General features: G+C 63.7%; 27 protein-coding genes. 17 read left to right on the forward strand and 10 right to left on the reverse strand.

Annotated features, from left to right (window positions below; all coding sequences use genetic code 11):
• Window positions 1-24 precede the first annotated feature (24 nt).
• The 4 genes from RLDS_RS43510 to RLDS_RS43525 all read right to left on the reverse strand — a co-directional run bounded on the left by RLDS_RS43510 (window position 25) and on the right by RLDS_RS43525 (window position 4,366).
• Entirely contained in the window at window positions 25-1,323 is a 1,299-nt protein-coding gene (locus RLDS_RS43510) for an OmpP1/FadL family transporter (RefSeq protein WP_021226709.1), read from the reverse strand.
• Window positions 1,324-1,761: 438 nt separating this feature from the next.
• A complete protein-coding gene (pgmG, locus tag RLDS_RS43515; RefSeq protein ID WP_021226710.1) occupies window positions 1,762-3,129 on the reverse strand; it encodes a phosphoglucomutase/phosphomannomutase PgmG in 1,368 nt (455 codons plus the stop codon).
• The gene (locus RLDS_RS43520) at window positions 3,126-3,560 is read right to left on the reverse strand and encodes a J domain-containing protein (RefSeq protein ID WP_021226711.1); all 435 of its coding nucleotides are present in this window, start codon (window positions 3,558-3,560) and stop codon (window positions 3,126-3,128) included. Before RLDS_RS43520 ends, pgmG begins: the two co-directional genes overlap by 4 nt.
• On the reverse strand, window positions 3,560-4,366 hold the full coding sequence (locus RLDS_RS43525) for a division plane positioning ATPase MipZ (protein WP_021226712.1): 807 nt from the start codon (window positions 4,364-4,366) through the stop codon (window positions 3,560-3,562). The genes RLDS_RS43520 and RLDS_RS43525 overlap by 1 nt, the downstream gene beginning before the upstream one ends.
• A 108-nt stretch (window positions 4,367-4,474) precedes the next feature.
• Between RLDS_RS43525 and panC the strand changes: the two genes are divergently transcribed.
• Complete coding sequence (gene panC / locus RLDS_RS43530) at window positions 4,475-5,320, forward strand: pantoate--beta-alanine ligase (RefSeq protein ID WP_021226713.1); 846 nt, start codon at window positions 4,475-4,477, stop codon at window positions 5,318-5,320.
• A 15-nt stretch (window positions 5,321-5,335) separates the two neighbouring features.
• On the opposite strand, the gene RLDS_RS43535 is transcribed toward panC, so the two are convergent.
• Complete coding sequence (locus tag RLDS_RS43535; RefSeq protein WP_009823316.1) at window positions 5,336-5,776, reverse strand: CopD family protein; 441 nt, start codon at window positions 5,774-5,776, stop codon at window positions 5,336-5,338.
• Window positions 5,776-6,834, reverse strand: coding sequence for a uroporphyrinogen decarboxylase (gene hemE, locus RLDS_RS43540; protein ID WP_021226714.1), 1,059 nt, complete (start codon window positions 6,832-6,834; stop codon window positions 5,776-5,778). The genes RLDS_RS43535 and hemE overlap by 1 nt, the downstream gene beginning before the upstream one ends.
• A gap of 288 nt (window positions 6,835-7,122) precedes the next feature.
• Here hemE and RLDS_RS43550 point away from each other — a divergent pair, with 288 nt between their 5' ends.
• The 11 genes from RLDS_RS43550 (at window position 7,123) to RLDS_RS43600 (ending at window position 14,156) form a co-directional block, all read left to right on the forward strand.
• Window positions 7,123-7,950 (forward strand): pyruvate, water dikinase regulatory protein, encoded by an 828-nt coding sequence (locus RLDS_RS43550; protein WP_021226716.1) that lies wholly within the window; start codon window positions 7,123-7,125, stop codon window positions 7,948-7,950.
• Window positions 7,947-8,552: a Maf family protein gene (locus tag RLDS_RS43555; RefSeq protein ID WP_021226717.1), complete on the forward strand. Its 606-nt coding sequence runs from the start codon at window positions 7,947-7,949 to the stop codon at window positions 8,550-8,552. The genes RLDS_RS43550 and RLDS_RS43555 overlap by 4 nt, the downstream gene beginning before the upstream one ends.
• Window positions 8,549-9,376, forward strand: a complete 828-nt coding sequence (gene aroE, locus RLDS_RS43560) for a shikimate dehydrogenase (protein WP_021226718.1) — start codon at window positions 8,549-8,551, stop codon at window positions 9,374-9,376. The genes RLDS_RS43555 and aroE overlap by 4 nt, the downstream gene beginning before the upstream one ends.
• Window positions 9,373-9,966 (forward strand): dephospho-CoA kinase, encoded by a 594-nt coding sequence (coaE, locus tag RLDS_RS43565; RefSeq protein WP_021226719.1) that lies wholly within the window; start codon window positions 9,373-9,375, stop codon window positions 9,964-9,966. Before aroE ends, coaE begins: the two co-directional genes overlap by 4 nt.
• A gap of 31 nt (window positions 9,967-9,997) precedes the next feature.
• Complete coding sequence (gene dnaQ / locus RLDS_RS43570) at window positions 9,998-10,690, forward strand: DNA polymerase III subunit epsilon (RefSeq protein ID WP_021226720.1); 693 nt, start codon at window positions 9,998-10,000, stop codon at window positions 10,688-10,690.
• A gap of 75 nt (window positions 10,691-10,765) precedes the next feature.
• Window positions 10,766-11,359: a ribosome hibernation-promoting factor, HPF/YfiA family gene (gene hpf, locus RLDS_RS43575; protein ID WP_021226721.1), complete on the forward strand. Its 594-nt coding sequence runs from the start codon at window positions 10,766-10,768 to the stop codon at window positions 11,357-11,359.
• A gap of 131 nt (window positions 11,360-11,490) precedes the next feature.
• Complete coding sequence (locus tag RLDS_RS43580) at window positions 11,491-11,958, forward strand: PTS sugar transporter subunit IIA (protein ID WP_031298385.1); 468 nt, start codon at window positions 11,491-11,493, stop codon at window positions 11,956-11,958.
• On the forward strand, window positions 11,918-12,406 hold the full coding sequence (locus RLDS_RS43585; protein WP_031298387.1) for a PaaI family thioesterase: 489 nt from the start codon (window positions 11,918-11,920) through the stop codon (window positions 12,404-12,406). Before RLDS_RS43580 ends, RLDS_RS43585 begins: the two co-directional genes overlap by 41 nt.
• Window positions 12,396-12,737 (forward strand): DUF1491 family protein, encoded by a 342-nt coding sequence (locus tag RLDS_RS43590; protein ID WP_021226724.1) that lies wholly within the window; start codon window positions 12,396-12,398, stop codon window positions 12,735-12,737. Before RLDS_RS43585 ends, RLDS_RS43590 begins: the two co-directional genes overlap by 11 nt.
• A gap of 175 nt (window positions 12,738-12,912) precedes the next feature.
• Window positions 12,913-13,566 (forward strand): cell wall hydrolase, encoded by a 654-nt coding sequence (locus RLDS_RS43595; protein ID WP_031298388.1) that lies wholly within the window; start codon window positions 12,913-12,915, stop codon window positions 13,564-13,566.
• A gap of 95 nt (window positions 13,567-13,661) precedes the next feature.
• Window positions 13,662-14,156: an MmcB family DNA repair protein gene (locus RLDS_RS43600; RefSeq protein ID WP_021226726.1), complete on the forward strand. Its 495-nt coding sequence runs from the start codon at window positions 13,662-13,664 to the stop codon at window positions 14,154-14,156.
• Here the strand turns inward: RLDS_RS43600 and RLDS_RS43605 are convergent.
• Both RLDS_RS43605 and RLDS_RS43610 read right to left on the reverse strand, forming a co-directional pair.
• On the reverse strand, window positions 14,110-14,925 hold the full coding sequence (locus RLDS_RS43605) for a kinase (protein ID WP_052034144.1): 816 nt from the start codon (window positions 14,923-14,925) through the stop codon (window positions 14,110-14,112). The two genes, RLDS_RS43600 and RLDS_RS43605, sit on opposite strands and share 47 nt — an antisense overlap.
• A 60-nt stretch (window positions 14,926-14,985) precedes the next feature.
• The gene (locus RLDS_RS43610; protein ID WP_021226728.1) at window positions 14,986-16,305 is read right to left on the reverse strand and encodes a hemolysin family protein; all 1,320 of its coding nucleotides are present in this window, start codon (window positions 16,303-16,305) and stop codon (window positions 14,986-14,988) included.
• A 156-nt stretch (window positions 16,306-16,461) separates the two neighbouring features.
• On the opposite strand from RLDS_RS43610, the gene RLDS_RS43615 reads away from it, so the two are divergent.
• Window positions 16,462-17,142 (forward strand): OmpA family protein, encoded by a 681-nt coding sequence (locus RLDS_RS43615; protein ID WP_021226729.1) that lies wholly within the window; start codon window positions 16,462-16,464, stop codon window positions 17,140-17,142.
• A gap of 103 nt (window positions 17,143-17,245) precedes the next feature.
• Here RLDS_RS43615 and ggt read toward each other — a convergent pair whose 3' ends face one another.
• Both ggt and RLDS_RS43625 read right to left on the reverse strand, forming a co-directional pair.
• A complete protein-coding gene (ggt, locus tag RLDS_RS43620; protein ID WP_021226730.1) occupies window positions 17,246-18,949 on the reverse strand; it encodes a gamma-glutamyltransferase in 1,704 nt (567 codons plus the stop codon).
• Window positions 18,950-19,021: 72 nt separating this feature from the next.
• Window positions 19,022-20,074: a quinone-dependent dihydroorotate dehydrogenase gene (locus RLDS_RS43625; protein ID WP_021226731.1), complete on the reverse strand. Its 1,053-nt coding sequence runs from the start codon at window positions 20,072-20,074 to the stop codon at window positions 19,022-19,024.
• Between the two features lie 345 nt (window positions 20,075-20,419).
• On the opposite strand from RLDS_RS43625, the gene RLDS_RS43630 reads away from it, so the two are divergent.
• The 4 genes from RLDS_RS43630 to RLDS_RS43645 all read left to right on the forward strand — a co-directional run bounded on the left by RLDS_RS43630 (window position 20,420) and on the right by RLDS_RS43645 (window position 23,920).
• Window positions 20,420-21,364, forward strand: a complete 945-nt coding sequence (locus RLDS_RS43630; protein WP_031298389.1) for a helix-turn-helix domain-containing protein — start codon at window positions 20,420-20,422, stop codon at window positions 21,362-21,364.
• Between the two features lie 77 nt (window positions 21,365-21,441).
• On the forward strand, window positions 21,442-21,852 hold the full coding sequence (locus RLDS_RS43635) for an RrF2 family transcriptional regulator (protein ID WP_021226733.1): 411 nt from the start codon (window positions 21,442-21,444) through the stop codon (window positions 21,850-21,852).
• Window positions 21,849-23,333 carry a Fe-S cluster assembly protein SufB gene (gene sufB, locus RLDS_RS43640; protein WP_021226734.1) on the forward strand — a complete coding sequence of 495 codons (1,485 nt, stop codon included), beginning with the start codon at window positions 21,849-21,851 and terminating at the stop codon, window positions 23,331-23,333. Before RLDS_RS43635 ends, sufB begins: the two co-directional genes overlap by 4 nt.
• Before the next feature lie 131 nt (window positions 23,334-23,464).
• Window positions 23,465-23,920, forward strand: a complete 456-nt coding sequence (locus RLDS_RS43645; RefSeq protein WP_021226735.1) for a hypothetical protein — start codon at window positions 23,465-23,467, stop codon at window positions 23,918-23,920.
• Window position 23,921 lies beyond the last annotated feature (1 nt).

The raw sequence follows: 23,921 nt of genomic DNA on the forward strand, positions 1-23,921 counted from the left end.
GACGCGCACAATCGCACGCCCGGATCAGAAGCGGACGGTCAGCGACGCCGCGACCTGATCGGCATTGCCGCTGGTCTGCGCCAGCGTGGTGGCGGTTACGGTGGCCGGCGCCGGGAAATAGCTGTCGGGGCGAATGATGTTCGCCTTTTCGACGAAGGTGTGCGCGTAGCTGAGGTTGAGCGCCATCATTTCCGACATGTTCCAGGTCGCGCCGCCGGTCAGCCAGACGCGGTCGCCATCGGGCACGCGGGTGGTCAGATATTGCGGATTGGTCGGCGTGCGGTCGAACATCGTGCCGGCGCGCAGCGTCAGCGCCGGGCTGACATCATATTCGCCGCCGACGCTGACCGAATAGCTGTCCTTGTAATCCAGTTCCTTATTGGTCGTGCCGGTCGCGGACGTGACCGCGATGCCCTTGAACTTCGACCAATTATACCATTTGCCGGTGATCATCGCGCGCAGCTGCGGCGTCAGGCGGTGCATCATGCTGACGGTGACGATATCGGGCAGGTCGAGCGGCGCGGTCGCGGCGAATTCGCCATTGGCGGCTGTCAGCGGCGCGGCCAGGCCCGAGATGATCTGGGTCCCTTGCAGCTTGTGGCTGATGCCGGAGCGATAATGGACGCCGAAATTGGTGTCGCCCGTGGTGTAGAACAGGCCCGCGTTCCAGCCGACCGACCAGTCATTGCCCTTCAGGCTGGTGAAACCATCGGTCGGGACGAGCGGCGACACCTGCGGCAGCGCATTGGTCAGCGTCGCCTTCACATATTGCACGTCGACGCCACCGCCGATCGACAGATTGTCGGTCAGCTTATAGGCGGCCGATGGCTGGATATTGTAGGTTTTAAGGTCGGTGTAGAGCGAGTCGTACCGCCCGAAGAAATCATCATCATATTCCAGCTTCAGCCCAAAGGGCGCGTTGACGCCCAGGCCCAGCCACAGCTTGTCCGTCACCTGCGCGCTGGCGTAAAAGCTGGGTACCGGAATGACGCTTTCGAACGGATTGCCGCCATCGCCGCCCGTCACGGGCACTTGCACGGTCGATCCGGGGACCGAACGATAGCTGCCACGATTGGTCTGATGCGCCGACGCCATCAGGGCTGAGGCGCCAGCGGACAGCTGCACGCCCTGAAGCTGCGTCATCGCCGCCGGATTGAAATAGATGGTGGACGGATCATCCCCCGCCGCTGCGCCGCCCGACAGTGCCCGGCCAATTTCGATCGGCGACTGTTCCTGCAGATAGAAACCGCCGGCCAGCGCGGGAACGGGCGCAGCCAAGGCGGCGGTGGCGACAAGGGACCAGGATAGGCGGGTCAATGACATGGGGGTGCATCCTCTATTGTTGGCGACTCTTCTTCGGTCCGGGTTAGACGCGGCCTTCACCGCGCGAACCAGCCGGTAACGCAGGCGGCTTATCAAAGATGATGCGAATTTCCAGTATATCCGCCGCTGTTCGCCGCACTTTTGCTGGCCTTGTTGCGTGCATACGACATGGTGACGCTACGGCTGCCGAACGCCATCGGGCCATGGCCGAGACAAAAAAAAGCCGCCCGGAAAGGCGGCCTTGAAGTTTTAGGAGAGGATGCCTGAAAGGCCCGATCTTTGTGCGGTGCAACGCGGATTATCGCAAATGCGAATGGATTAACGGCGATTGCATTTTCTGCAACTGGAGCCCGGAAGACAGCTTTCCGTAAAGGAAAGTTGCGAATTGATATTCAGATCTTAAGCCAGCTCCATATCGCTTTCTGCTGATTTTCGCCGTCATCCTCTCTGGATACCCGAAGCCCGCAGCTGCGAATCAAGCATCTCGATCAATTCTGCCAACGCCGATTCGGTGTCGGCTTCGGCCCGCATCACCAGCGCCGCCTCCGTATGGGACGCACGGAGCAACCACCATCCCCGCGGCGCGTGCACGCGCACGCCATCGACCCGATTTAGGTCGGCGCCCATGGCCTCCAGGCGCCCACGCACCTCGTCCACTATCGCAAATTTTCGCGCTTCCGGCACGGATATGCGGATTTCCGGCGTGATGGCGCTGGCGGGCAGGCCATCGACGAGGGCGGTCACGCTTTGCCGCCATTCGCCAACGGCGCGGATCAGCCGGACGGCGGCATATAATCCATCGTCATAGCCGGGATAATCATCGGCGAAGAAGAGGTGCCCCGTCGTTTCCCCGCCCAGCGGGTTGGCAATCTGCTTCATTTTGGACTTGATATGGCTGTGGCCGCTTTTCCACATCACGGGTTGGCCACCCAGCGCGGCAATCCGGTCGAACACGGTCTGGCTGGTCTTGACGTCGGCCACGATCGGCGCGCCAGGCCGGACTTTGACCACCTGCTGGGCAAATAGCCCAAGCAGCAGATCGCCGGGGATGGCGCGACCCTGCCCGTCAATCACACCGATCCGATCGCCATCTCCATCAAAAGCCACACCGAAATCGAGCTGCTTGTCCAGGACCAGGGCGCGCAGGTCGGCCAGATTGGCGTCCTGGCTGGGATCGGGATGATGATGGGGAAAATGGCCGTCTATGTCGGTGAAGAGCAGATGATGCTCACCCGGCAGCAATTGCGTCAGGCGCTCGACCGCCGGTCCGGCCGCGCCATTGCCCGCGTCCCAACCGACACGGCAGGCCGAACCGTCAAAGCCCTGCATCATGCGGGTGACATAGTCGTCCAGCATCGCGCAGTTTTCGACGCGGCCTCTACCATCGTCCCAGTCACCGGCGGCGCAGAGCGCGCCCATCGCCTGAATCTCGGCCCCGAAAAAGGGCGCATGGCCCTTCACCAGCTTGAAGCCATTCTGATCGGCGGGATTATGGCTGCCGGTTATCTGAATGCCGCCATCCACATCGCCCGTCATTTCGGCATGATATAGCATCGGCGTCGGCCCCAGGCCGATCCGCACCACATCGACGCCGGTCGCCACCAGCCCGTCGACCAGGGCCGCTTCCAGCATCGGGGAACTCAGCCGCCCGTCATAAGCCACAGCGACCCGCCGCCCACCGCCGCGCGCGACGATTGTCCCGAAACCGCGCCCCAGTGCCCAGGCATCGGCCTCATGCAATGTTCGACCCACGGTGCCGCGCAGGTCATAATCGCGCAGCAGCGTGGGGTCGAAGCGATGGCTCACCGTTCGGCCTGGTCCCGCAGCAGCAGATCGCGCGCGGCATTGATCTGTGCCGCCAGCGCCTCGGTCCCACCCTTGTCCGGATGAACCGATGCGATCAAACGACGATGCGCCGCGCGTATCGCGTCCGGATCGGCATCGGGGCCCAATCCCAGCAAAGCCCGCGCCCGCACGATGTCAGCCGGATCGGCGGGCGCAGCGGGAGGAACGACCCGCTTGCGCCGGCGCACGCGCGCCTTGCCCTGCCGCGCGAAGAACAGCGCCGCGCTGATCAGCAACGGCGCGCCAATGAGCGGCTTGCCCTTCGCCGCCAGCACGGCGCCCACCAGCGCCGCGCCCAGCGCCATGCCGTCCTTCGCCGTCATGCGCTGCAGCTTGCCGGTCCAGATCAGCCAGATGGCAAGCGCCGCGATCAGCAGCGTTAAAACGCCCATCAGGCCGCGCCAAGCAGGTCCACCGACGCGGTCCCACCCTGCGTCGGCAGGGCAAATCCCGCCACCATCTCCCGCAATTCCTGTCGCGCCGCAATGTGGCTGACGCCCAGTTCGCCCAGATGCCCCTTGTCCAGCAGGGTGAGGCCCGATGGGAAAAGCTCGCGAAAGATCACGCGTTCCGAGAGTCCGGGAATGACGCGAAAGCCAACCCGGCGCGACAATTCCATCAGCGCGTCGCCCACGCGCTTCTTGTTGCGCGCATCATGATGCTGGACGCGGTTGCGCAGCACCACCCAGTCGATCGTGACGCCATCCACCTTGGCCCGCGTCTTGCGCGCGTCGAAGATCAGTTCCGAATAGAAGGACAGGCGCCGCACCTTGAAGGTTTCAGGATCAACCTGGCCGATGAGGTCGAAATCGACGAAACTGTCGTTCATCGGCGTCACCAGCGTATTGGCGTGCGGGGCGAGATGCCGCGCGAACACATCGTCGCGCCCAGGCGTATCGACGACCAGGAAATCCTGACCCTGGGCCATGGCGATCACCTGATCGTCCAGTGCATCGGTACTGTCGCCCGTGAACACCGAAAAATCCGGCACCGGCAGATCGATACCGCGGCGACGCGCGGTTTCGACGCGATTTTCCATATAGCGGGTGACGGTCCGCTGGCGCGGGTCGAGGTCTATGAGGCCGACCTTGTGCCCCAGGGCGCTCAGCGCGATGGCGGTATGAACGGCCGTCGTCGATTTGCCCGTGCCGCCCTTTTCATTGGCGAAGATGATGAGATGCGGCTGAGGATTGCCCATTGCCCCTGATAACCCCGTTGACTGTCGCAATGATTATTGACGCTCGCGCCGGCACCAGCCTAGCAGGACGCGCATTCTTTCCTCGCCCTTATCGGAGCCCATCCTCCCGTGCAAACGCTGCGTGACCTGCCCGCCCTCCGCGCCGCTGTCGATGCCCTGCGCAGCGATGGCCGACCGATCGCCCTGGTGCCGACCATGGGCGCCCTTCATGACGGGCATATGGCCCTGGTGGAGGAAGCGCGCCGTCATGGTCGCCATGTCGTCGTGTCGATCTTCGTCAATCCCCGGCAATTCGGCCCCAATGAGGATCTGGATGCCTATCCCCGGCGTGAAGCCAAGGACGCGCAGATGCTGCAGGCCGCTGGCGCTGACATCCTCTGGATGCCCAGCGTGGATGTCATGTATCCCGCCGGCTTTGCCACCAACATCAGCGTGTCGGGCATCAGCGAAGGGCTGGATGGCGCGGCCCGGCCCGGCCATTTCGACGGTGTCGCCACGGTCGTGACCAAGTTGTTCAACCAAGTCCGGCCCGATGTCGCGATTTTTGGCGAGAAGGATTATCAGCAGCTTGCCGTCATCCGCCGCTTCGTGGCCGATCTGGATCTGCCAATCGAGATTATCGGCCTGCCGACGCAGCGCGCCGAGGACGGCCTCGCTTTGTCGTCGCGCAATGCCTATCTGACCGACGAAGACCGGAAAAAGGCGCTGGCGCTCCCGCGCGCACTGGGCGAAGCCAAGCGGCAGATCGAACGGGGCGATCCGGTGGATGGCGCCCTGGCGCGGGCGATTGCGATGCTGTCGGCCCATGGGTTCGGCCCGATCGACTATGTGACCCTGTGCGACGCGGCGACGCTGGAGCCAATGCACAGGCTCGATCGCCCGGCGCGGCTGCTGGGCGCAGCGAAGATCGGCACGACGCGTCTCATCGACAATATCGCGGTCGATCCGGCCTGATCGTATAGCCCTTTGTCAGAAGGGCTTCACGATTACCGCGATCACGATGACGGCGGCGGCGATCCCCGGAATTTCGTTCAGCAATCGCAATTGCCGGTCGCCAAGCGGCCGCTGCCCCTTGGCCAGCTTCTTCGTGTAGCTCGCGATCCAGCCATGATAGCCGGTCAAGCCCAGCACGAAGAGCAGCTTGAGGTGGAACCAGCCGAACTGCCACGCGCCGATCTCCACCATCAGCATCAGCCCCAGCACCCAGACCAGTACCAGCGAGGGGTTGAGGATGATCTTGAGCAACCGGCCTTCGCGTTCGATCCAGCGCTGGTCCTCGGGCGATCCCGGCACGGTTTCCTGATGATAGACGAAGAAACGCGGCATCATGAACAAGCCCGCCATCAGGAAGATGACGAAGATCAGATGGGCGGCCTTCACCCACAGATAGGCGGCGCCAAGATAGGCCATCAGCTGCAATCTCCTTGCTGTCGCACATAGCTAAGAAGCGCCTCGACATGCGCAATGGGCGTGTCGGGCAAAATGCCATGGCCAAGGTTGAAGATATGCGGGCGGTCCGCAAAGGCAGATCGGATGGCGTCCACCGCTTCCTCCACCGCGCGCCCGCCGGCAATCAGCGCCAGGGGATCGAGATTGCCCTGCACGGGCATGCCGGCCGGCAAGGCCTCATGCGCCCAGCGCGGGTCGATGGTTTCATCGACGCCAACGGCGTCGACGCCGGTTTGCGCCGCATAATCGGCCAGCTTCGCGCCCGCCCCCTTGGGAAAGCCGATGACCGGGATGTCGGGATGGCGCTCTTTCAGCGCAGCGACGATGCGGCGATTGGGGTCTATCACCCAGCGTTCGAACTGGATCGGCGACAGGCTGCCGGCCCAGCTGTCGAACAGCTGCACGGCCTCCACCCCGGCCTCGATCTGGCCGCTAAGATACGTGACGGTCGCATCGATGATCGCGTCGATCAGCGCGGCGAAGCGGTCGGGCTCGCAATAGGCCATGCGCCGCGCCGCGCCATGATCCTTGCTGCCCTGTCCCGCCACCATATAGGTCGCGATCGTCCAGGGACTTCCGGCAAAGCCCAGGAAGGTGACATCAGGGTCCAATGCGGCCTTTACCCGGCGCACCGTTTCATAGATCGCATCGAAGCGCGACCAGTCGGGCGTCAGCGCGGACAGGTCGGTTTCCGCCAGGATGGGCGCTAAACGCGGGCCTTCGCCAGCTTCGAACCACAGATTTTGCCCCATGGCATAGGGTATGATCAGAATATCGGAAAACAGGATCGCCCCGTCAAAGCCGAACCGGCGCAAGGGTTGCAGCGTCACTTCCGCCGCCGCGGCGCTATCATAGACCAGCTCCAGAAACCCGCCCTTGTCGGCGCGCAGGGCGCGATATTCGGGCAGGTAGCGTCCCGCCTGACGCATCAGCCAGACGGGCGGCACGGCCGGCTGCTCGCCCCGCAGCACGCCCAATAAGGTCTTGTCGGCAATTCGGGCCGGGGCGTTCAGGCTCATCAGACTCTCACTTAATTAAGATTCAAAAAGGATGATGCAGATGTTGGTGCGTTGGCAGCGGGGTTACTGCGCTGTGCCCATAATTGCCAACAGATTGACTCTGACGATCGACGCAATCGCATCCGAGTCAGCTTCCCTATCCCCGCTATCCACAGGCTGTGGATGAAATTGAGCGCCTGTGGGAGGGTTGTGGATAAGAATCCGGTCAGTGGGGAGCAGGAATGACCAGCCGATCATCCACTGATTCCTCCCTTGCTTTATCCACAGCCCTTCCACACAGATGGGCACATGGCGCGCATCCACCTCCATCTCCTGTCGGACTCTACCGGGGAAACGCTGGAAAACATCGCCAAGGCGGCGATCGGCCTGTTCGAAAATGTCGAGGCGATCCGCCATTTCTGGCCCATGGTGCGATCGGAAGTCCATCTTGATCGGATCATGGAGGATATCGCCGCCAATCCGGGGCTCGTGCTGTTCACGCTGACGAACCATATGCTGCGGCGGCGGCTGGAAACGCGATGCCGCGCGCTTGGCCTGCCGCATGTGGCGGCGCTCGACAGCGTGGCCGATGCCCTCTCCAACATATTGGGGCAGGAAACCCGCACCCGGCCGGGCCGCAAACATATATTGGACGAAGCCTATTTCGCGCGGATCGAGGCGATCCAGTTCACCATCGCCCATGATGACGGCGTGGGCCATGAAAATTGGGAGGAGGCCGATATCGTGCTGGCGGGGGTATCGCGCGCGTCCAAGACGCCGACCTCCATCTATCTTGCCAATCGCGGCTACAAGACCGCCAATATCCCGCTGGTTCCGGAATCGCCGCCGCCGCGCAGCCTTTACACGCTGCGTCATCCGATGGTCGTCGGGCTGACTGTCAGTCCCGAACGGCTGGTGCAGATACGCCGCAACCGCTTGCTCTCGCTCAACCAGGCGCCCGAAACCGCCTATGTCGATATCGACAAGGTGCAGGATGAACTCGCCTTTGCCCGCCGCATGTTCGCTGACCATGGCTGGCCCGTCATCGATATGACGCGGCGGTCGATCGAGGAAGCAGCCGCGGCGATCATCAACCTTTTCAACGACCGCGTTCTGGCCGAAGGAGATGGCGCATGATCGTCCTTGCCTCGCAAAGCGCCAGCCGCCGGGCGTTGCTGAGCGCGGCGCAGGTGCCCTTTGAGGCGCTATCCCCCGGCGTGGACGAAGATGCCGCCAAGGAAGCGCTGCGCGCCGACGGGCTGGACGCGCGCGCGCTCGCCGATGCTTTGTCGGAACTCAAGGCGCTCAAAGTATCGCGCCGTGTGCCCGGCGCGCTGGTGCTGGGTTGTGACCAGACGCTCAGCATCGGCGACGGCGCGGAACGGGGCGAGATGATCGACAAGGCTGTCGATCGGGCTGATGCGGAGCGCATCCTGCGCCAGCTTTCGGGCCGGACGCATCACCTCCACAGCGCCGCCGTCATCATCCTCAACGGAGAGCCGATCTGGCGCCATGTCGAGCGGGTGCGCATGACCATGCGACCGTTGTCGGACGACTTTATCACCGCCTATCTGGACAGCGACTGGGACGAATGCCGCTGGTGCGTGGGCTGCTACCGGATCGAAGGGCCGGGCGCGCAGCTGTTCAGCCGGGTGGAAGGCAGCCAGTTCGCCATTCAGGGCCTGCCGCTGCTTCCGCTGCTTGACTTTCTGCGCGTCCGCGGCGTTCTGAAGGCATGACAGACAAGCTCCCCTATGCCGAGGTGATCGGTGATCCGATCGCACATAGCCAGTCGCCGCTCATCCATAATTTCTGGCTTGAGGCGCTCAATATCGAGGCGGAATATCGCAAGACGCATGTGAGGGCCGAGGGCCTTGGCAGCTATTTTCTTGAGCGCCGGGCCGACCCGGACTGGCTGGGCTGCAACGTCACCATTCCGCACAAGATCGCGGTGCTCGACTATGTCGATGATCCGGGTGGGGTGCGCGACAGGATCGGGGCGGTCAACACCATCGCATCGGAAACCGGCGGGCCGCTGATCGGCACCAACACCGACGCCGGCGGCTTCCTCCAGCCCCTGCTGCGCGAAGGGTGGAAGGGCAGCAGCGCGGTCATCGTCGGATCGGGCGGCGCGGCGCGTGCGATCCTGTTCGCGCTCGCAAGCCTTGGCGTTCCCGACATCAGCATCATGGCGCGCGACGCGGCCAAGGGGCAGGCGCTGCTCAATCGCGCCCGGGTGAAGGGCCAGGTGCTTGGCATGGCCGATGCGCTGCCCGCCGTTGACTTGCTGGTCAATTCGACCTCGCTCGGCATGGCGGGGCAGCCCGCGCTCGATCTTGACCTGACGCCGTTGCCCGAAAAGGCGATCGTCTACGACATCGTCTATGCCCCGTTGGAAACCGGCTTGCTTAAAGCTGCCCGCATCCGCGATTTGCGGACGCTCGATGGCCTTGAAATGCTGATTGGACAGGCGGCGCTGGCCTTCGACATATTCTTTGACGCGCAGCCGCCTCGCGACCTGGACGGGGAATTGCGCGAACGGCTGCTCGCCGCACAGTCATGAAGGTCTATGGCCTCACCGGCTCGATCGGCATGGGCAAATCGACCGTCGCGGCCATGTTCCGCCGGGCGGGCGTGCCGGTATTCGACGCTGATGCCGAGGTGCATCACCTGCAAGGACCGGACGGTCCGCTGCTTCCCGCCATCGAAGCGCGCTTTCCCGGAACCACTGGCCCCAAGGGCGTGGACCGAGCAAGGCTGGGCGCCGCCGTCTTCGGCAACCCGGAAGCGCGCAAGGCGCTGGAGGCGATCGTCCATCCCGCGGTCCATGCGCGGCGCAAGCGGTTCCTGCAACGCCACCGCGCCCGTGCCTTCGTCATTCTCGACATTCCGCTCCTGTTCGAAACCCGTGGCGACAGGCGACTGAACGGCGTGATCGTCGTCACCGCGCCGGCCTGGAAACAGCGGCGGCGGGTGCTGGCCAGGCCGGGCATGACGGCAGGGAAATTCCGACAGATCCTGAATTTGCAGACGCCGGATACTGTAAAGCGGTCAAAGGCCGATTATATCATCGACACGGGCACAACTTTGGCCGGAACGGCCGCACAGGTCCGCGCTCTGGTCGCTTGCCTTGGCCGCAAGACAGGCAGATAAGGGTTGGCCCACAGAGTCGATTGCGAGGGCGATGCGCGAGATTATTTTCGATACCGAAACGACGGGGTTCGACCCCGCATCCGGCGACCGGATGGTGGAGATTGGCTGTATCGAGCTGGTCAACCGGGTGCCGACCGGACGCACGTTCCACGCTTATTATCACCCCGAACGCGATATGCCGGCGGCGGCCTTTGCCGTGCATGGCCTGTCCGCCGATTTCCTGGCCAAGCACCCGGTCTTTGCGGCTGGTGCGCTCGAACTGCTCGATTTTCTGGAGGACAGCCCGCTCGTCGCGCACAATGCGCGCTTCGATTTCGGATTCCTCAATCATGAACTGACATTATGCGGCCATCCGGAAGTCGGCATGCATCGCATGATCGACACGGTCGCGATCGCCCGGCAGCTGCATCCGGGCGCCAAGCACAGCCTCGACGCGCTCTGCACACGCTACGGCATCGATCGCAGCCATCGGGTCAAGCATGGCGCGTTGCTGGATGCCGAATTGCTGGCGCAGCTTTACATCGAACTGACTGGTGGCCGGCAGATCGGCCTGGGTCTGGCACAGGAGGAAGCAAAAGAGATCGTCAGGGTGGAACTGACGGAAAGTCCCGTGGTTCGCCCTGTTCGTCCTGCGCGCGTCTTCATGGCGAGCGCGCAGGAGCTGGAACGGCACGCCGCGTTCGTCGCGACGCTGGACAGGCCGCTCTGGCTGGAGGAGGCATAGGCCCAGCAGGGACCTGTGCCTTCACGCCAACCCGGCCGCCCTCCCGGCGGTTCGGCAAGAACAAGGAGAAGGCATATGGATATTCGTGTTTCCGGGCATCAGGTCGAAACGGGCGATGCGCTCAAGCAGCATGTCTGGGATCGGCTCGAGGCGATGGCCGAGAAATATTTTTCCCGCACGATTTCCGCCCAGGTCACCTTCCGCGGCGCGCCGCATGGCGCTTTCCATTGCGACATCGTTTGCCATGTCATGACCGGTCTTATCCTTAAAGGTGCGGGCGAAGCGCAGGAGGCGCATCCGGCCTTTGATCAGGCGGCCGAGCGGATCGAAAAGCAGCTGCGCCGCTATATGCGCCGCCTGAAGGACCGCAGCCAACAGGCCGCCGCCGCCGAAGCGCAGCGCGCCAACGGCTTCAGCCTGGATGATGTCGATGGCGCGGGCTACACCATCTTTGCCGGCGGCCGCGACGAGGAAGAGCCCGATGACGCACCCCTGATCGTCGCGGAAACGCGCGTCGATATTCCAGAGGCGAGCGTGTCCGATGCTGTCATGATGCTTGACCTGCGCAACACCAATGCCCTGCTGTTCATGAATGCGGGCACATCGACCTACAATATGGTCTATCGTCGCCAGGATGGGACGATCGGCTGGGTCGAGCCGCGCGCCTGACCCGTTGGGCCCGGCCCCGCGCTGTTGACCTTCGGGGTCGGGCGGCTTATGGGGCCGGGCTTCACAGTCCCCGAGCATACGCGCATAATCTTCCCCCTGGCTGAGCGCGGCTCGGCTGGTTCGGAATGGTCATGGTACAGTTCAACGATATCGTCTCGCCCGACGCGCTGGCCGCGCGGCTTACGATCAATGGCAAGAAACAGCTGTTTCAGAAAATCGCGGCGCTGGCGGCGGACGCCTACGGCCTCGATGCTGCGATCGTCGCAGAGGCATTGTTCGACCGAGAGCGGCTTGGCTCGACGGGCTTTGGTGGCGGCGTCGCCATTCCCCATGCCAAGATCCCAGGACTGGCCCGCATGTGTGCGCTGGTAATCCTGGCCGATCCCGCCATGCCGTTCGATGCCGTGGACGATGCCCCGGTCGATATCATCTTCGCTCTGCTTTCGCCGGTGGACAGCGGCGCTGAACATCTCAAGACGTTGGCGCGCGTGTCGCGTTACCTGCGCGACGATCATAATGTGGCGCGCCTGCGGGGCGCCAGTTCGGCTGAAGCGCTTTATGCGCTCCTTGCAGGCAGCGGGACGCGTGACGCAGCCTGACGGTCCGAGCGGGGAAGCCGCGCATTTCCGCGCGCTGGAGCAGCTTTATCGTTCCGCGCCGATCAACCGCCTGTTCCGATCCGACCTCGTCATTACAGAAGCAGGCCGGTCCCGCATCGATTTCGACGTCGATGAAAGCCAGTTCCACGCGGCCGGCGCCGTGCATGGCACCGTTTATTTCAAGATGCTGGACGATGCCGCCTTCTACGCGGCGAACAGTCTGGTCAGCGATCGCTTCCTGCTGACGACCGCCTTCAACCTGTTGTTCACCCGCCCGATCGGGCCGGGACGGATACGCGCGGAAGGACGCTGGATCAGCGGTAAGCGGCGTGTCTATGTTGCCGAAGCGAGCCTGATCGACTCGGACGGAGAAGAGGTCGGCCGTGGGACCGGCACTTTCATGCGGTCGCAATTCCCCCTGTCCTCGCTTCCCGGCTATGCCGCCTGACGCCCGGCTGACCAGCGCGATGCTGGTCGGGGCCCTGCGGCGTCGCGTCGCCGAAGCTGGAGGATTCGCCACCATCCTGGTCAAAGGCGATGAGATAAGCGGCGTCATTCTGGTCCAGGCGCTGGATCGGGGACAGGATATCGGCCTTTTTGAGCGAGTGCCGAACCTTGATGGCGGCTATGCGTTGATGCGCTGCGGACCTGCCACTGGCGACGATCCAGAAGCGCTGGCCACCTATATCGAACGCCGTCGCAGGTCGGACCCCGACCTGTGGATAGTCGAACTCGATGTCCCAGAAGCGGAACGGTTCGCCGCTGAAACAATCTGCTGATCGTTGACAGACCGTCATGGTCCGGGCAGAGGCGCGCGACGCCAATGCGCAGGTTGCCGTTTCGTCCATGGGGGGCGGGTCTGGTAAACACGCAGACGGGAGGCGGCCGGTCGTCGCGACAATAGGGTTACAATAGACGACGCCCCGGCCAAGAACCGCTTGTTTTTGAGCTGAAATGAGTTTTCGTTTGAGAGCTGCGATCGTCGCAGCCTTTGCCTTGTCCGCGGCTGCCGCCGTGTCCGCTTCTGAAATGTCGATCGCCGGCGAATCCATCGCGTCGATGACGTCCTTGCCAAAGACCGAACCCGCTGCGACGCAGCCTGCGGTCGTCTTTGCCGCCCCGCGCGAAACCGCGCAGCCACTGGAATCCGACCATGCGGCCGGTTCCTCCTCCACATCCGACTCCGATTTTTCGGCAACCAGCCTCGCTGCTCTGGTCGATGCCCAAGGCGCGCCCGAGGAGCTGGACGGCGACATGCAGTGCCTGGCCGGAGCAGTTTATTTCGAATCCAAGGGCGAAAGCCTGGAAGGCCAGCTGGCCGTCGCGCGGGTGATCATCAACCGCGCCAAGTCCGGCCGCTTCGCCGACAGCCTGTGCGGTGTCATCTATCAGCCGAGCCAGTTCAGCTTCGTGCGCCGCGGATCGATGCCGCCCATCCGCATAGAAAGCCGCAGTTGGCGCCAAGCGGTCGCCATCGCCCAGATCGCCATGAACGACAGCTGGGACAGCCGGGCCGAAGGCGCGCTGTTCTTCCACGCCCGTCGCGTGTCGCCCGGTTGGGGCAAGACCAAGCTGGCCTCGATCGACAATCACATCTTCTACCGCTGATCCTGCGGGATTTGCGGCCAAGGCAAAAGACTGAGCCGGTTCGGATCGTCCGAATCGGCTTTTCTTTTGTTTCCTTTATGTTCTAAAGATCGGCCATGGATAGCATCGCACAAGACGCCTGCTCCCCGCTCACTGACGGCACGGCCCTGGCGGTTGCGCGCGGCACGCTGAGACTGTTTTTCCGGCACGACATGAGCGGAATATTGGAAGTGCCGCTGCCCAATGGCCGCCGCGCCGACATCATGGCGATCGATAGCGCCGGGCGACTGACCATCGTCGAAATCAAATGCAGCCGCGCTGACCTGCTCGGTGACATGAAATGGCCCGATTATTTCGACTATTGCGATCGTTTCTACTGGGCTGTGCCGGCGGGATTCGACCTCAGCCCGTTTGAGGGCGAATCGCTCTGGCCGAGCCGGACCGGCCTCATCGTCGCGGACCAATATGACGCCGAACTGGTGCGCCCCGCACCGGTCGAGCCGCTGGCGGCGACCAGGCGCAAGGCCGAAACGCTGCGCTTTGCGCGACGCGCCGCGCGCCGTCTTACCGCGCTGGCCGACCCGGATCACGCGGCGGAACTGGGCTGGTAATGCTCCTTTGCCGGGCCGCCACCACGCGCCGCTGCGTATCGAGTTGAATCAGCATGTCCGCTCGATGCGGCATGTCATCCAGCATGTGGCGGGTGATCCGTTCATAATGCTGGATGAACCGGGTCAGTGCTGCGTCATCCATGCCCCGCCCGACCGCGCGTAATGTCTGCTCCTGTTCGCCGCGCCATCGCCCGACCACCGAAAAATCCGGTGCAGCCAGAAAGATGAAGCGGTCGATCCTGTCGAAAAGCCTTTGATACGGACCGGCCAGCGCCGCGTTGACATAGCGCCGCCAGCGGGCGCCGGCATCCTCCTCCCGCTCCAGCGCATTGATCGGGGCATTCAGGGCATCGGCATGTTGTGGCCTTGCGCCCACGCACCAGCCTTCCAGTAGCAAAAGGCCCGCGCCCGCCGGCGCGCGATCCCACTGCGCTCTAGGCAGGCGGTCGTCAGCACCTTTGTCGAAGCGAGGGAGGGCCACCGCTTCGCCTTGCTCGAGGGCGGCGATCAACTCCAGGCCAAGGCTGACGTCATGCGTCCCCGGCACGCCCCGCGTCCGCAGCAAGGGATGCACGTCGCGCGCCAATGCGATTCGCTCCGCCTTGGTAAGATAGAGATCGTCGATGGACAGCAGCGCCGTGGGGACGTGTTCCGCGTCCATGCGGTTCTTGATGGCGGTGGCGAGCGTCGACTTTCCGCTGCCTTGCGCACCGGCGATTCCGACGATCGCCAGCCTGTCGCCCGCTTGCGCCATCGCCTGGGCAACCATTGTCGCGGCGATGTCGATGGCAGTCACGCGCCCACCTTCCTGTTTGCGGGCGAGCGATGCTTACGGAAGGGCCGCCACCAGCAATTTATCGATCTTGCGCCCGTCCATGTCGACAATCTCGAAACGCCATCCCTGGTCATCCACGAAATCGCCCACCTCGGGCAAGCGCCGCATCAGCCAGAGCGCATGGCCGGCGACTGTCGCATAGTCGCGGTCTTCTGACAGGCTGATGTCGATGCGGTCGGCCAACTGGTCGATCGCCATCTGGCCCGACACAAGCAGGCTGCCATCCTCCCGCTCCACCAGATCCGGTTCGTCAAAGGCGTCGCGGTCGGATGCGAAATGCCCGGCAATGGCGGACATGAGGTCGGCCGGCGTCACGATGCCTTCGAAATGGCCATATTCGTCATGCACCATCACCATCGGCACGTCCGACCGGCGCAGCACTTCCAGCGCGTCCATGGCGTCGACCTGATCGGGCACGATTTCCGCGCGCCGCATCAGCAGGTCCAGCGACAGGGGCTCGCCGCGAAACAGGGCGGTCATGATGTCCCGCGCCTGGACGACGCCGACGATATCCTCAACCGACCCGCGCCCGACCGGCAGGCGGGTATGCGATGTCGCAAGCAACCGCGCGCGGATCGTTTCCTCATCGGCCGACAGGTCGATCCAGTCGACATCCATGCGCTGCGTCATCACCTCACGCACGGGGCGGTCGGCCAGGCGCACCACGCCTGAAATAATCGCGCGCTCGCTTTCCTCGATCACGCCCGACCGGCTGGCCTCCGCAACGATCAGATGCAGTTCCTCGGCGGTGACGTGATTTTCCGATTCGCGGTCCAGCCGCAGCAGCTTGAAGATCAGCGCACTGGACCCGTCGAGCACCCAGACCAGCGGCGCGGTCAGCTTCGCCAGCCACAGCATCGGCGTCGCCACCAGCAGCGCGATCGGTTCGGGCGCGCGCAGGGCGAATTGCTTGGGCACCAGTTCGCCCACGATCAGCGAGGCGTAGGTGGTCAGGCCGATCACCAGCGCGAATCCGACATTTTCCGCCAAGTTCGGAGCAAGACCCAGGCCCTGCAACCGTTCGCCGACCGGGCCGCCCAGGCTCGCGCCAGAATAGGCGCCCGCGACAATGCCGATCAAGGTGATGCCGATCTGTACCGTCGACAGGAAACGTCCCGGATCGGCCGCCAGGTCGAGCGCCACCTTCGCCCCCCTGCGTCCCGCCTTTTCCATGGCTTGCAGGCGCGGCCGCCGCGCCGACACGATCGCCAGTTCCGACATGGCGAAGATGCCATTGAGCGCCACCAGCGCCAGGATGATGACGATGTCGACCCAAGGAAAGGGCGTCGGAGTTGGGGAGGGGATCGTGGCCATGGTGGTCAGCTGCCCCCTATAACGCCTATTCTTTCAATTTCACAACATCGCCATCATCAGCAGTTCAGTTCGGCTGTGGAACAAAGATGCCGGCTTGGCCATTTGGGGGGCCATGCGCTCCTTTTGCGGGCGGATAAAGACAAGGGAATAGAGATTATGAGGATTTCTCATCGCATTCTGGGCGCGGCGGGTCTGGCCGCCATGCTGGCCACCACCGCCTGCACGACCGATCCCAACACGGGTCAGCGCTCAATTTCGAAGGCCGCGATCGGCGGCATTGGCGGCGCACTGGGCGGCTATCTGCTGGGCGATCTGGTCGGCGGCCGCAATGACCGCACGGAAAAGATTCTGGGCGCGGGCATCGGCGCCGTCGCGGGCGCGGGCATTGGCGCTTACATGGACGCGCAGGAGCGCAAGCTGCGCGAGGATACCGCCGGCACCGGCGTCGACGTCATTCGCGATGGCGATAATCTGCTGCTGCGTATGCCCTCTGGCATCACCTTTGCCTATGACCGGGCCGACGTGCAGCCGCAGTTCCAGCCGACACTCAACGATGTCGCCAGCGTGCTCGCCCAATATCCCAAGACCTATATCGACGTGTACGGGCATACCGACAGCGACGGGTCGGACGCCTATAATCAGACCTTGTCGGAACGCCGTGCGCAGGCGGTCGCCAATTATCTGGTGAGCCGAGGCGTGCAGTCGGCGCGGATCGGCACGCGTGGCTTTGGCGAAACGCAGCCGATCGCGTCGAATGCGACGGAGGAAGGCAAGGCTGCCAATCGCCGGGTCGAAATCAAGATCGCGCCTGTCACCGAAGCCGACGTGCGCAACTGATCGATCAGCCCTTACCTGAAAACAATTGCACCCGGTTCGCTTGCGGACCGGATGCAATTGTCTGGAGGGGTTGCCGGACAGGGCGCAGCGGCGCCTTATCCCGTCACTCCTGCAGGGATACGCCCGGGCTGCGCGGGTCCGCCGCGCCGACCCAGTGGCCGTCCGCCGTGCGCTCGGCCGCATTAGCCTTGAGGCCGAGCGGGCTGATCGTGACATGATGGCCCAGCTTTTCCAGCGGACCCTTCATCGCCTCCAGCGACGTGCCCTGTTCCAGCACCAGACCGTCCTTGTTGTAATAGATAAGCCCGTGCGCGATCGAATCCTGCGCTGACAGGCCCCAGTCGAAATGCGCGATCAGCGCTTTTGCCACCTGCATGATGATGGTCCGGCCGCCGGCCGCGCCCACGGTGAAGATGGGCACGCCCTTGTCGTCATAGACGATCGTCGGCGACATGGAGGATAAAGGGCGCTTGCCCGGCTCGACACGGTTGGCGACCAGCTTCCCGTCCTTTTCCGGCGCAAAGCTGAAATCGGTCAGTTCATTGTTCAGGATCACGCCATTGGCCACCAGCTGGCTGCCAAAGAAGCTTTCGATGGTGGAGGTCCAGCTGGCAACGTCGCCATTGCGATCGACCGCGACGAAATGGCTGGTGCCCACTTCAGGCTGCGGTCCGGCGGCGGTGCGCGGCTGCGCGCCGGGCGGGGTGCCCGGTTCATAGGTGCGCAGCGATCGGTCCAGCCGGATCATGGCGGACCGGCGCTTCAGATAAGCGGGGTCGATCATGCCGGCCACCGGTACCGATACGAAGTCGGGATCGCCCAGCCAGGTGTCGCGATCGGCATAGGCCAGTTGCATCGCTTCGCCGATCACATGCCAGCTGCGAGGATCGTCCTTGCCCCACTGGCCCAGCGGGAAGCGCTCGACCATGCCCAATATTTCCAGCACGGTGACGCCGCCGGCCGATGCCGGACCCATGCCGCATACGGTGTAGGCGCGATATTTGCCGCATACCGGCTTGCGCATCTTCGCCTTATATCCGGCAAGGTCCGCCGTCGTCATCGGCACCGGATTATTGGGCGCCTCCGTCACCGCCTGGGCGATCGCCTGCGCGTTTTCGCCAAGGTAGAAGGCATCCGGTCCCTCCGCCGCCACCTGTTTGTAGAGCGCGGCGAGCGGTGGGTTCTTGAGCAGGGTGCCGACCGGCGGCGGTGCGCCATCGACCCAGAAATAGGATTGGATTTCCGGAAAATCCTTCCAGATATCCTTCAGTCGGTCGAGCGCGGTCGCCGTCCGTTCGCCCAGTTCGAACCCGTCCTGCGCCAGCTTGATCGCCGGCTGGAACAGGTCGGCCCAGGGCAGCTTGCCCCATTTGCGGTGCGCGTCCCACGCCAGCCGCAAATTGCCCGGCACGCCCACCGAATAGCCGCCCGGCCACGCCTGAATGAAGGGCAGCGGCTTGCCATCGGGACCAAGGAAGCGGTCGGGCCGTGCGGCCGCCGGCGCCGTTTCGCGACCGTCGATTGATTCGAGCAAGCCCGTGTCGCCATCATGATGCATCAGGAATCCGCCACCGCCGATGCCGCTATTATGCGGTTCGACAACGCCGAGCGTCAGCATCATGGCGATCGCCGCGTCGGTGGCGCTGCCACCCTGACGCAATATCTCCTGCCCGGCCTGGGCGGCACGCGGATCGGCGGCCGACACGGTGGCATTGAGGGCAATCGGCGTGCGGGCCAGCAGAGGCGCGGGCGCGGCGATGGCAAGAAGGGCGAGCGAGGCCAGTGCGGCCGGGAGGCGGAACGTCATGACCGGCACCCTAGGCGCTCTGCGACATGCCGCAACCTTTTCGATAGCATCGTCATGGCTTTCCTGAACGGATCAGGCGTCGCTTCCCACCAGTTCGGCGATGGTGCGCACCCCGTCGCGCGTCATCAGTGCCTTCAGTCCGCTATTGATGCGCCGCGCCAGCCAGGGGCCTTCATAGACCAGTGCGCTGTAGACCTGCACCAGCGATGCGCCGGCACGGATCCGGTCATAGGCGTGCTGCGCGGTGGCGATGCCGCCTACCCCGATCAGGGGCAGGCGTGTGCCCAGAAGCCGCCGGAAATCGCGCAGGCGGGCCAGTGAAAGGTCGGTCAGTGGCGCGCCGGACAGACCGCCGGTTTCGGCCGCGTGAACGGACCGCAGCGCCGGCCGGCTGACGGTAGTGTTGGACACGATGAGCGCATCTATCGCGTGGTCGATGCAGGCAGCTGCAATGTCCTCCATGTCCGCCGGCGTCAGATCGGGTGCCACTTTCAGGAAAATGGGCGTCGGGTCCGCGCCGCGCGCCGCCATCACCGCCCCCAGCAGATCATCGAGCGCCGCGCGATCCTGAAGCGCCCGCAATCCGGGCGTGTTGGGGGACGAGATGTTGACCGTCAGATAATCGGCCAGCGGCGCCATGCAGGTGACTCCGGTGACATAATCGGCGATGCCCCGGCCCGCTGCCGTCGCATCCTTGTTCGCGCCGATATTGATGCCGATCACCGGCCCTTCGCCCTTGGGCCGGCGATAGCGCGCAATCCGGTCGGCCGCTGCGCCCTGACCACCATTGTTGAAGCCGAAGCGGTTGATGACGGCCTTGTCGTCGACCAGGCGAAACAGACGGGGCTGGGGATTGCCGGGCTGCGCCAGCGGCGTCACCGTGCCGAGTTCGGCAAAGCCAAATCCCAGGCCGTGCATCTTGTGCGCCACCCGCCCGTCCTTGTCATAGCCCGCGGCAAGGCCAACGGGGTTGGGAAAGCGCAGGCCCGCCACATGGCTTTCCAGCATCGGGTCAGTGGGCAATGGCTGCGCCGTCGGCATCATGCGCAGGGCGACGATCGACAGATTATGCGCGCGTTCAGGGTCCAGCGCGAAGAGCAGGGGGCGGATCAGGCGATAGGACATGGCCGCGCTATGCCAGCGCCGTTCATCGCCGTCGAGTCAGGGTGGCATGAGTGCAACACGCTCGCGTTTGCGTTACTTAATGACAGCAAACGTCATCAATGAGACCGTTTCGGACGAAGAAATGTCCGTTCTGTCCAATAAACTTTCAACGATTCGGGCGTAAAGCGCTCCTGCGACCCGAAGGCTCCTAGGCCCTATGGCCAACGAGACCTTTTCCTGACCCGGCGATGAAAATTGCCGGGTCATTTTTTTGCCCTTCCATCGTCCCCGGGGCGGTTGGCCATTGGACTTCATGGCTCTTGCGTATTGTGACGCCACGCGCATAGTGAGCGCCGGGGTGAAAATATGGGGTCGCATCAGGCATCTAAGCCGGTGGGCGCAGTCGCGCTGCCGGATGAACGGGGACCGCTATCCTACGCGGTGGCTGCGGCGCAGGGACCGGTGCGGCTGCATTATATGCCGCCGCCCGAACATCTGCGGCTCTATTTCGGGTCCATCTATCATTTCAGCGTGACCGCCGATTCCTATGCCGACGCCACGCGCGCCGATGTGCCGCAATTGCGCTTCATGCTGACGGGCAGCGGCCATTATCAGTTTCAGGACGGCGTGAAGGTGGTGACGCCGCCCGTCTGCCTGCTCGGGCCGACGATGGGGGCGACGCGATTCGTGCTCGACGGCCCGGCGCGTGTGCTTGGCATTTCCCTGCTGCCGGCCGGCTGGATATCCTTGTGCGGCAGGGACGCCAGCGATCTGGCCGACCGGCTGCTCGATTTCACCGACGCCCGCGACGGCGCTTTTGCCGCGATGCTGGATCGCCTGCGCGCCATGGAGGAAGGGGAGGGTGAGGCCATGGCGGATCTGGTGTGGACGCAACTTGGGCGGGTTGTGCAGCCGTTGCGCAAGGCCAGCTGGGAATTGCTCGCCGCCGTCGATGCCTGGCTGGTCGGCGAAGGATCGCCGCGCATCGAAGCGCTGGCGGAAGCGACCGGCCTGTCGCAGCGCCAGCTCGCGCGACTTACCAACCGCTATTATGGCGCGCCGCCCAAATTGCTGGCGCGCAAATATCGGGCGCTGCGCTGCTCCGCTCGGATCGCGCTGGACGGCGAAAGCTGGCAGCAATTATGCGAGGAGGCAGGCTTTTACGACCAGTCGCATTTTATTCGCGAAATCAAGCACTTCATCGGCCTGACACCCCATCAGTTGCAGACCGAGCCATCGGCGGTCGCGCAGCTGACATTGCTGCGCCGATCCCTGGGCAGCGACGTCGCGGTTCTCAACCGCCTGTCATAAAAAACCCTTGATTCCCGCCGCGCGCGGGACCACATGCGCAATCGGATGGATTCGATCCGATTTGAGAATGGTTCGCAATGCGCTTGTCGAGTTTCGCTGATTATGCCGTGGTGCTGATGAGTGCGGCTGCGCGCCATTGCGGCGCCGCGCGAATGAACGCGACGACCCTGGCCGCCGAAACCGGTATTCCGCTGCCCACCGCGCAAAAGCTGGTGAGCCGGTTGTCGGGGGCGGGGCTGCTCGAATCGAGTCGGGGCACGGGCGGCGGGGTCCGCCTGTCTCGTCCGCCCGCCGCGATCACGCTGGCGGATGTGGTGGAAGCGGTCGAAGGGCCGATCGCCATGACCGCCTGCGCTGAAATGGGCGCGCATGACTGCAATCTGGAACGGGATTGCCGCATCCGCCCGCACATGAATGTCGCGAACAATGCGATCCGCCAGGCGCTGGCCGGAGTGACGATCGCGAGTTTGACGAGAGAGATGGCATGACCGACGACGTGACGACCATACGCAATCAGGAAGCACTGGAGGCCGCCGAGCGCGCGTCCACCTATGAGCATGGCTGGTCGTCCGCGATCGAGCAGGATTTCGCGCCCAAGGGGCTGAACGAGGATACGGTCCGCTTCATTTCCGCTAAGAAGAAGGAGCCGCAATGGCTGCTCGACTGGCGGCTCAAGGCCTTTGCCCAATGGCAGACGATGGAATCGCCGGATTGGGCCAAGCTCAACGTCCCGCCGATCGATTATCAGGACGCCTATTATTATGCCGAGCCCAAGAAGAAGGCGGAGCTGAACAGCCTGGATGAGGTCGATCCCGAAATCCTCGCCACCTACCAGAAACTGGGCATCCCGATCGCGGAGCAGGAAATGCTCGCCGGGGTGAAGGGCAGCCGCAAGGTCGCCGTGGATGCGGTGTTCGATAGTGTCTCGGTCGCCACCACCTTCCGCAAGGAACTGGAGGAGGCGGGCGTCATCTTCCGCTCGATCAGTGAGGCGGTGCGCGAATTTCCTGACCTTGTGAAGAAATGGCTGGGGAAGGTCGTGCCGATGCACGACAACTATTTTGCCACCTTGAACTGCGCGGTCTTTTCCGACGGCACCTTTGTCTATATTCCCAAGGGCGTGCGGTGCCCGATGGAACTCAGCACCTATTTCCGCATCAATGCCGAGAATACCGGCCAGTTCGAACGCACGCTGATCGTCGCGGACGAAGGGAGCTATGTCTCCTATCTCGAAGGCTGCACCGCGCCGATGCGCGACGAGAATCAGCTGCATGCGGCCGTGGTCGAACTGGTCGCGCTGGACGATGCCGAGATCAAGTACAGCACCGTCCAGAACTGGTATCCCGGCGACGAGAATGGTAAGGGCGGCATCTATAATTTCGTGACCAAGCGGGCGCTCTGCCAGGGCCGCAACAGCAAGGTCAGCTGGACGCAGGTCGAAACCGGCTCCGCCATCACCTGGAAATATCCGTCCTGCGTGCTGAATGGCGAAAACAGCGTCGGCGAATTCTATTCGGTCGCGCTGACGAACAACAGGCAACAGGCCGATACCGGGACGAAGATGATCCACAATGGCAAGGGGACGCGATCGACCATCGTGTCCAAGGGGATCAGCGCGGGCCGCAGCAACAACACCTATCGCGGGCTGGTGCGGGTGGCGCCGGGCGCGGAAGGGGTGCGCAACTTCACCCAGTGCGACAGCCTTTTGCTGGGCGATCAGTGCGGCGCGCATACCGTGCCCTATATCGAGGTGCGGAACCCCAGCGCGCAGATCGAGCATGAGGCGACGACGAGCAAGATCAGCGACGACCAGCTTTTCTACGCGATGCAGCGCGGGCTGGACACGGAAAGCGCGGTGTCGCTGATCGTCAACGGCTTCGCCAAGGAGGTGCTGCAACAGCTGCCGATGGAGTTCGCGGTCGAGGCGCAGAAGCTGCTCGGCATTTCGCTGGAGGGCAGCGTGGGCTAAATTTGTCCTGCCCCTTCACGTCACGCCGGACTTGACCCGGCATCCCGCTTTCCTTGAGCGTGGCGTGAAGACAGCTGGACCCCGGATCAAGTCCGGGGTGACTACAAAACAAAGATTTGAAGGATTAAGTTTTGAGCGACGAAGACGATATCCAGGATGCCCTCGCCGATTTCGCGGAGGATGTGGGCAATGGCCAGTCATGGACGGCCGCCATCCGCATCCTGACCGAGGATTATGAGCTGGAGGAGGGCGAGCTGGAAGCGCGCGCGCGCAAGGATTTTGGCGATCTTGACGCCTATCAGGCCGAATGCCGCGCTGCGCTGGAAAAGGGCGACGCGGCATTCACGGAGCGGCTCAAGACCGACAAGGCGTTCCACAAGGCCAAAGCCCCCAACCTCGCCCGCATGGAGCCCGTGACCGAATTCGTGACCGGCGTCCTGGAAAAGGGCGCGCCGGAGCCGGGTGCGGACTGGTGGCCCTATATGCCTATCAAGCGTCATATCGACACGCTGTTCCCCGCGCCGGGTGACGTGCGCGACATGGCCTTCTGGACCGCGCGGACGCTCCAACGCGCGCACAAGGGATAAC

The sequence above is a fragment of the Sphingobium lactosutens DS20 genome, from assembly GCF_000445105.1.
Taxonomy (GTDB): Bacteria; Pseudomonadota; Alphaproteobacteria; order Sphingomonadales; family Sphingomonadaceae; genus Sphingobium; species Sphingobium lactosutens.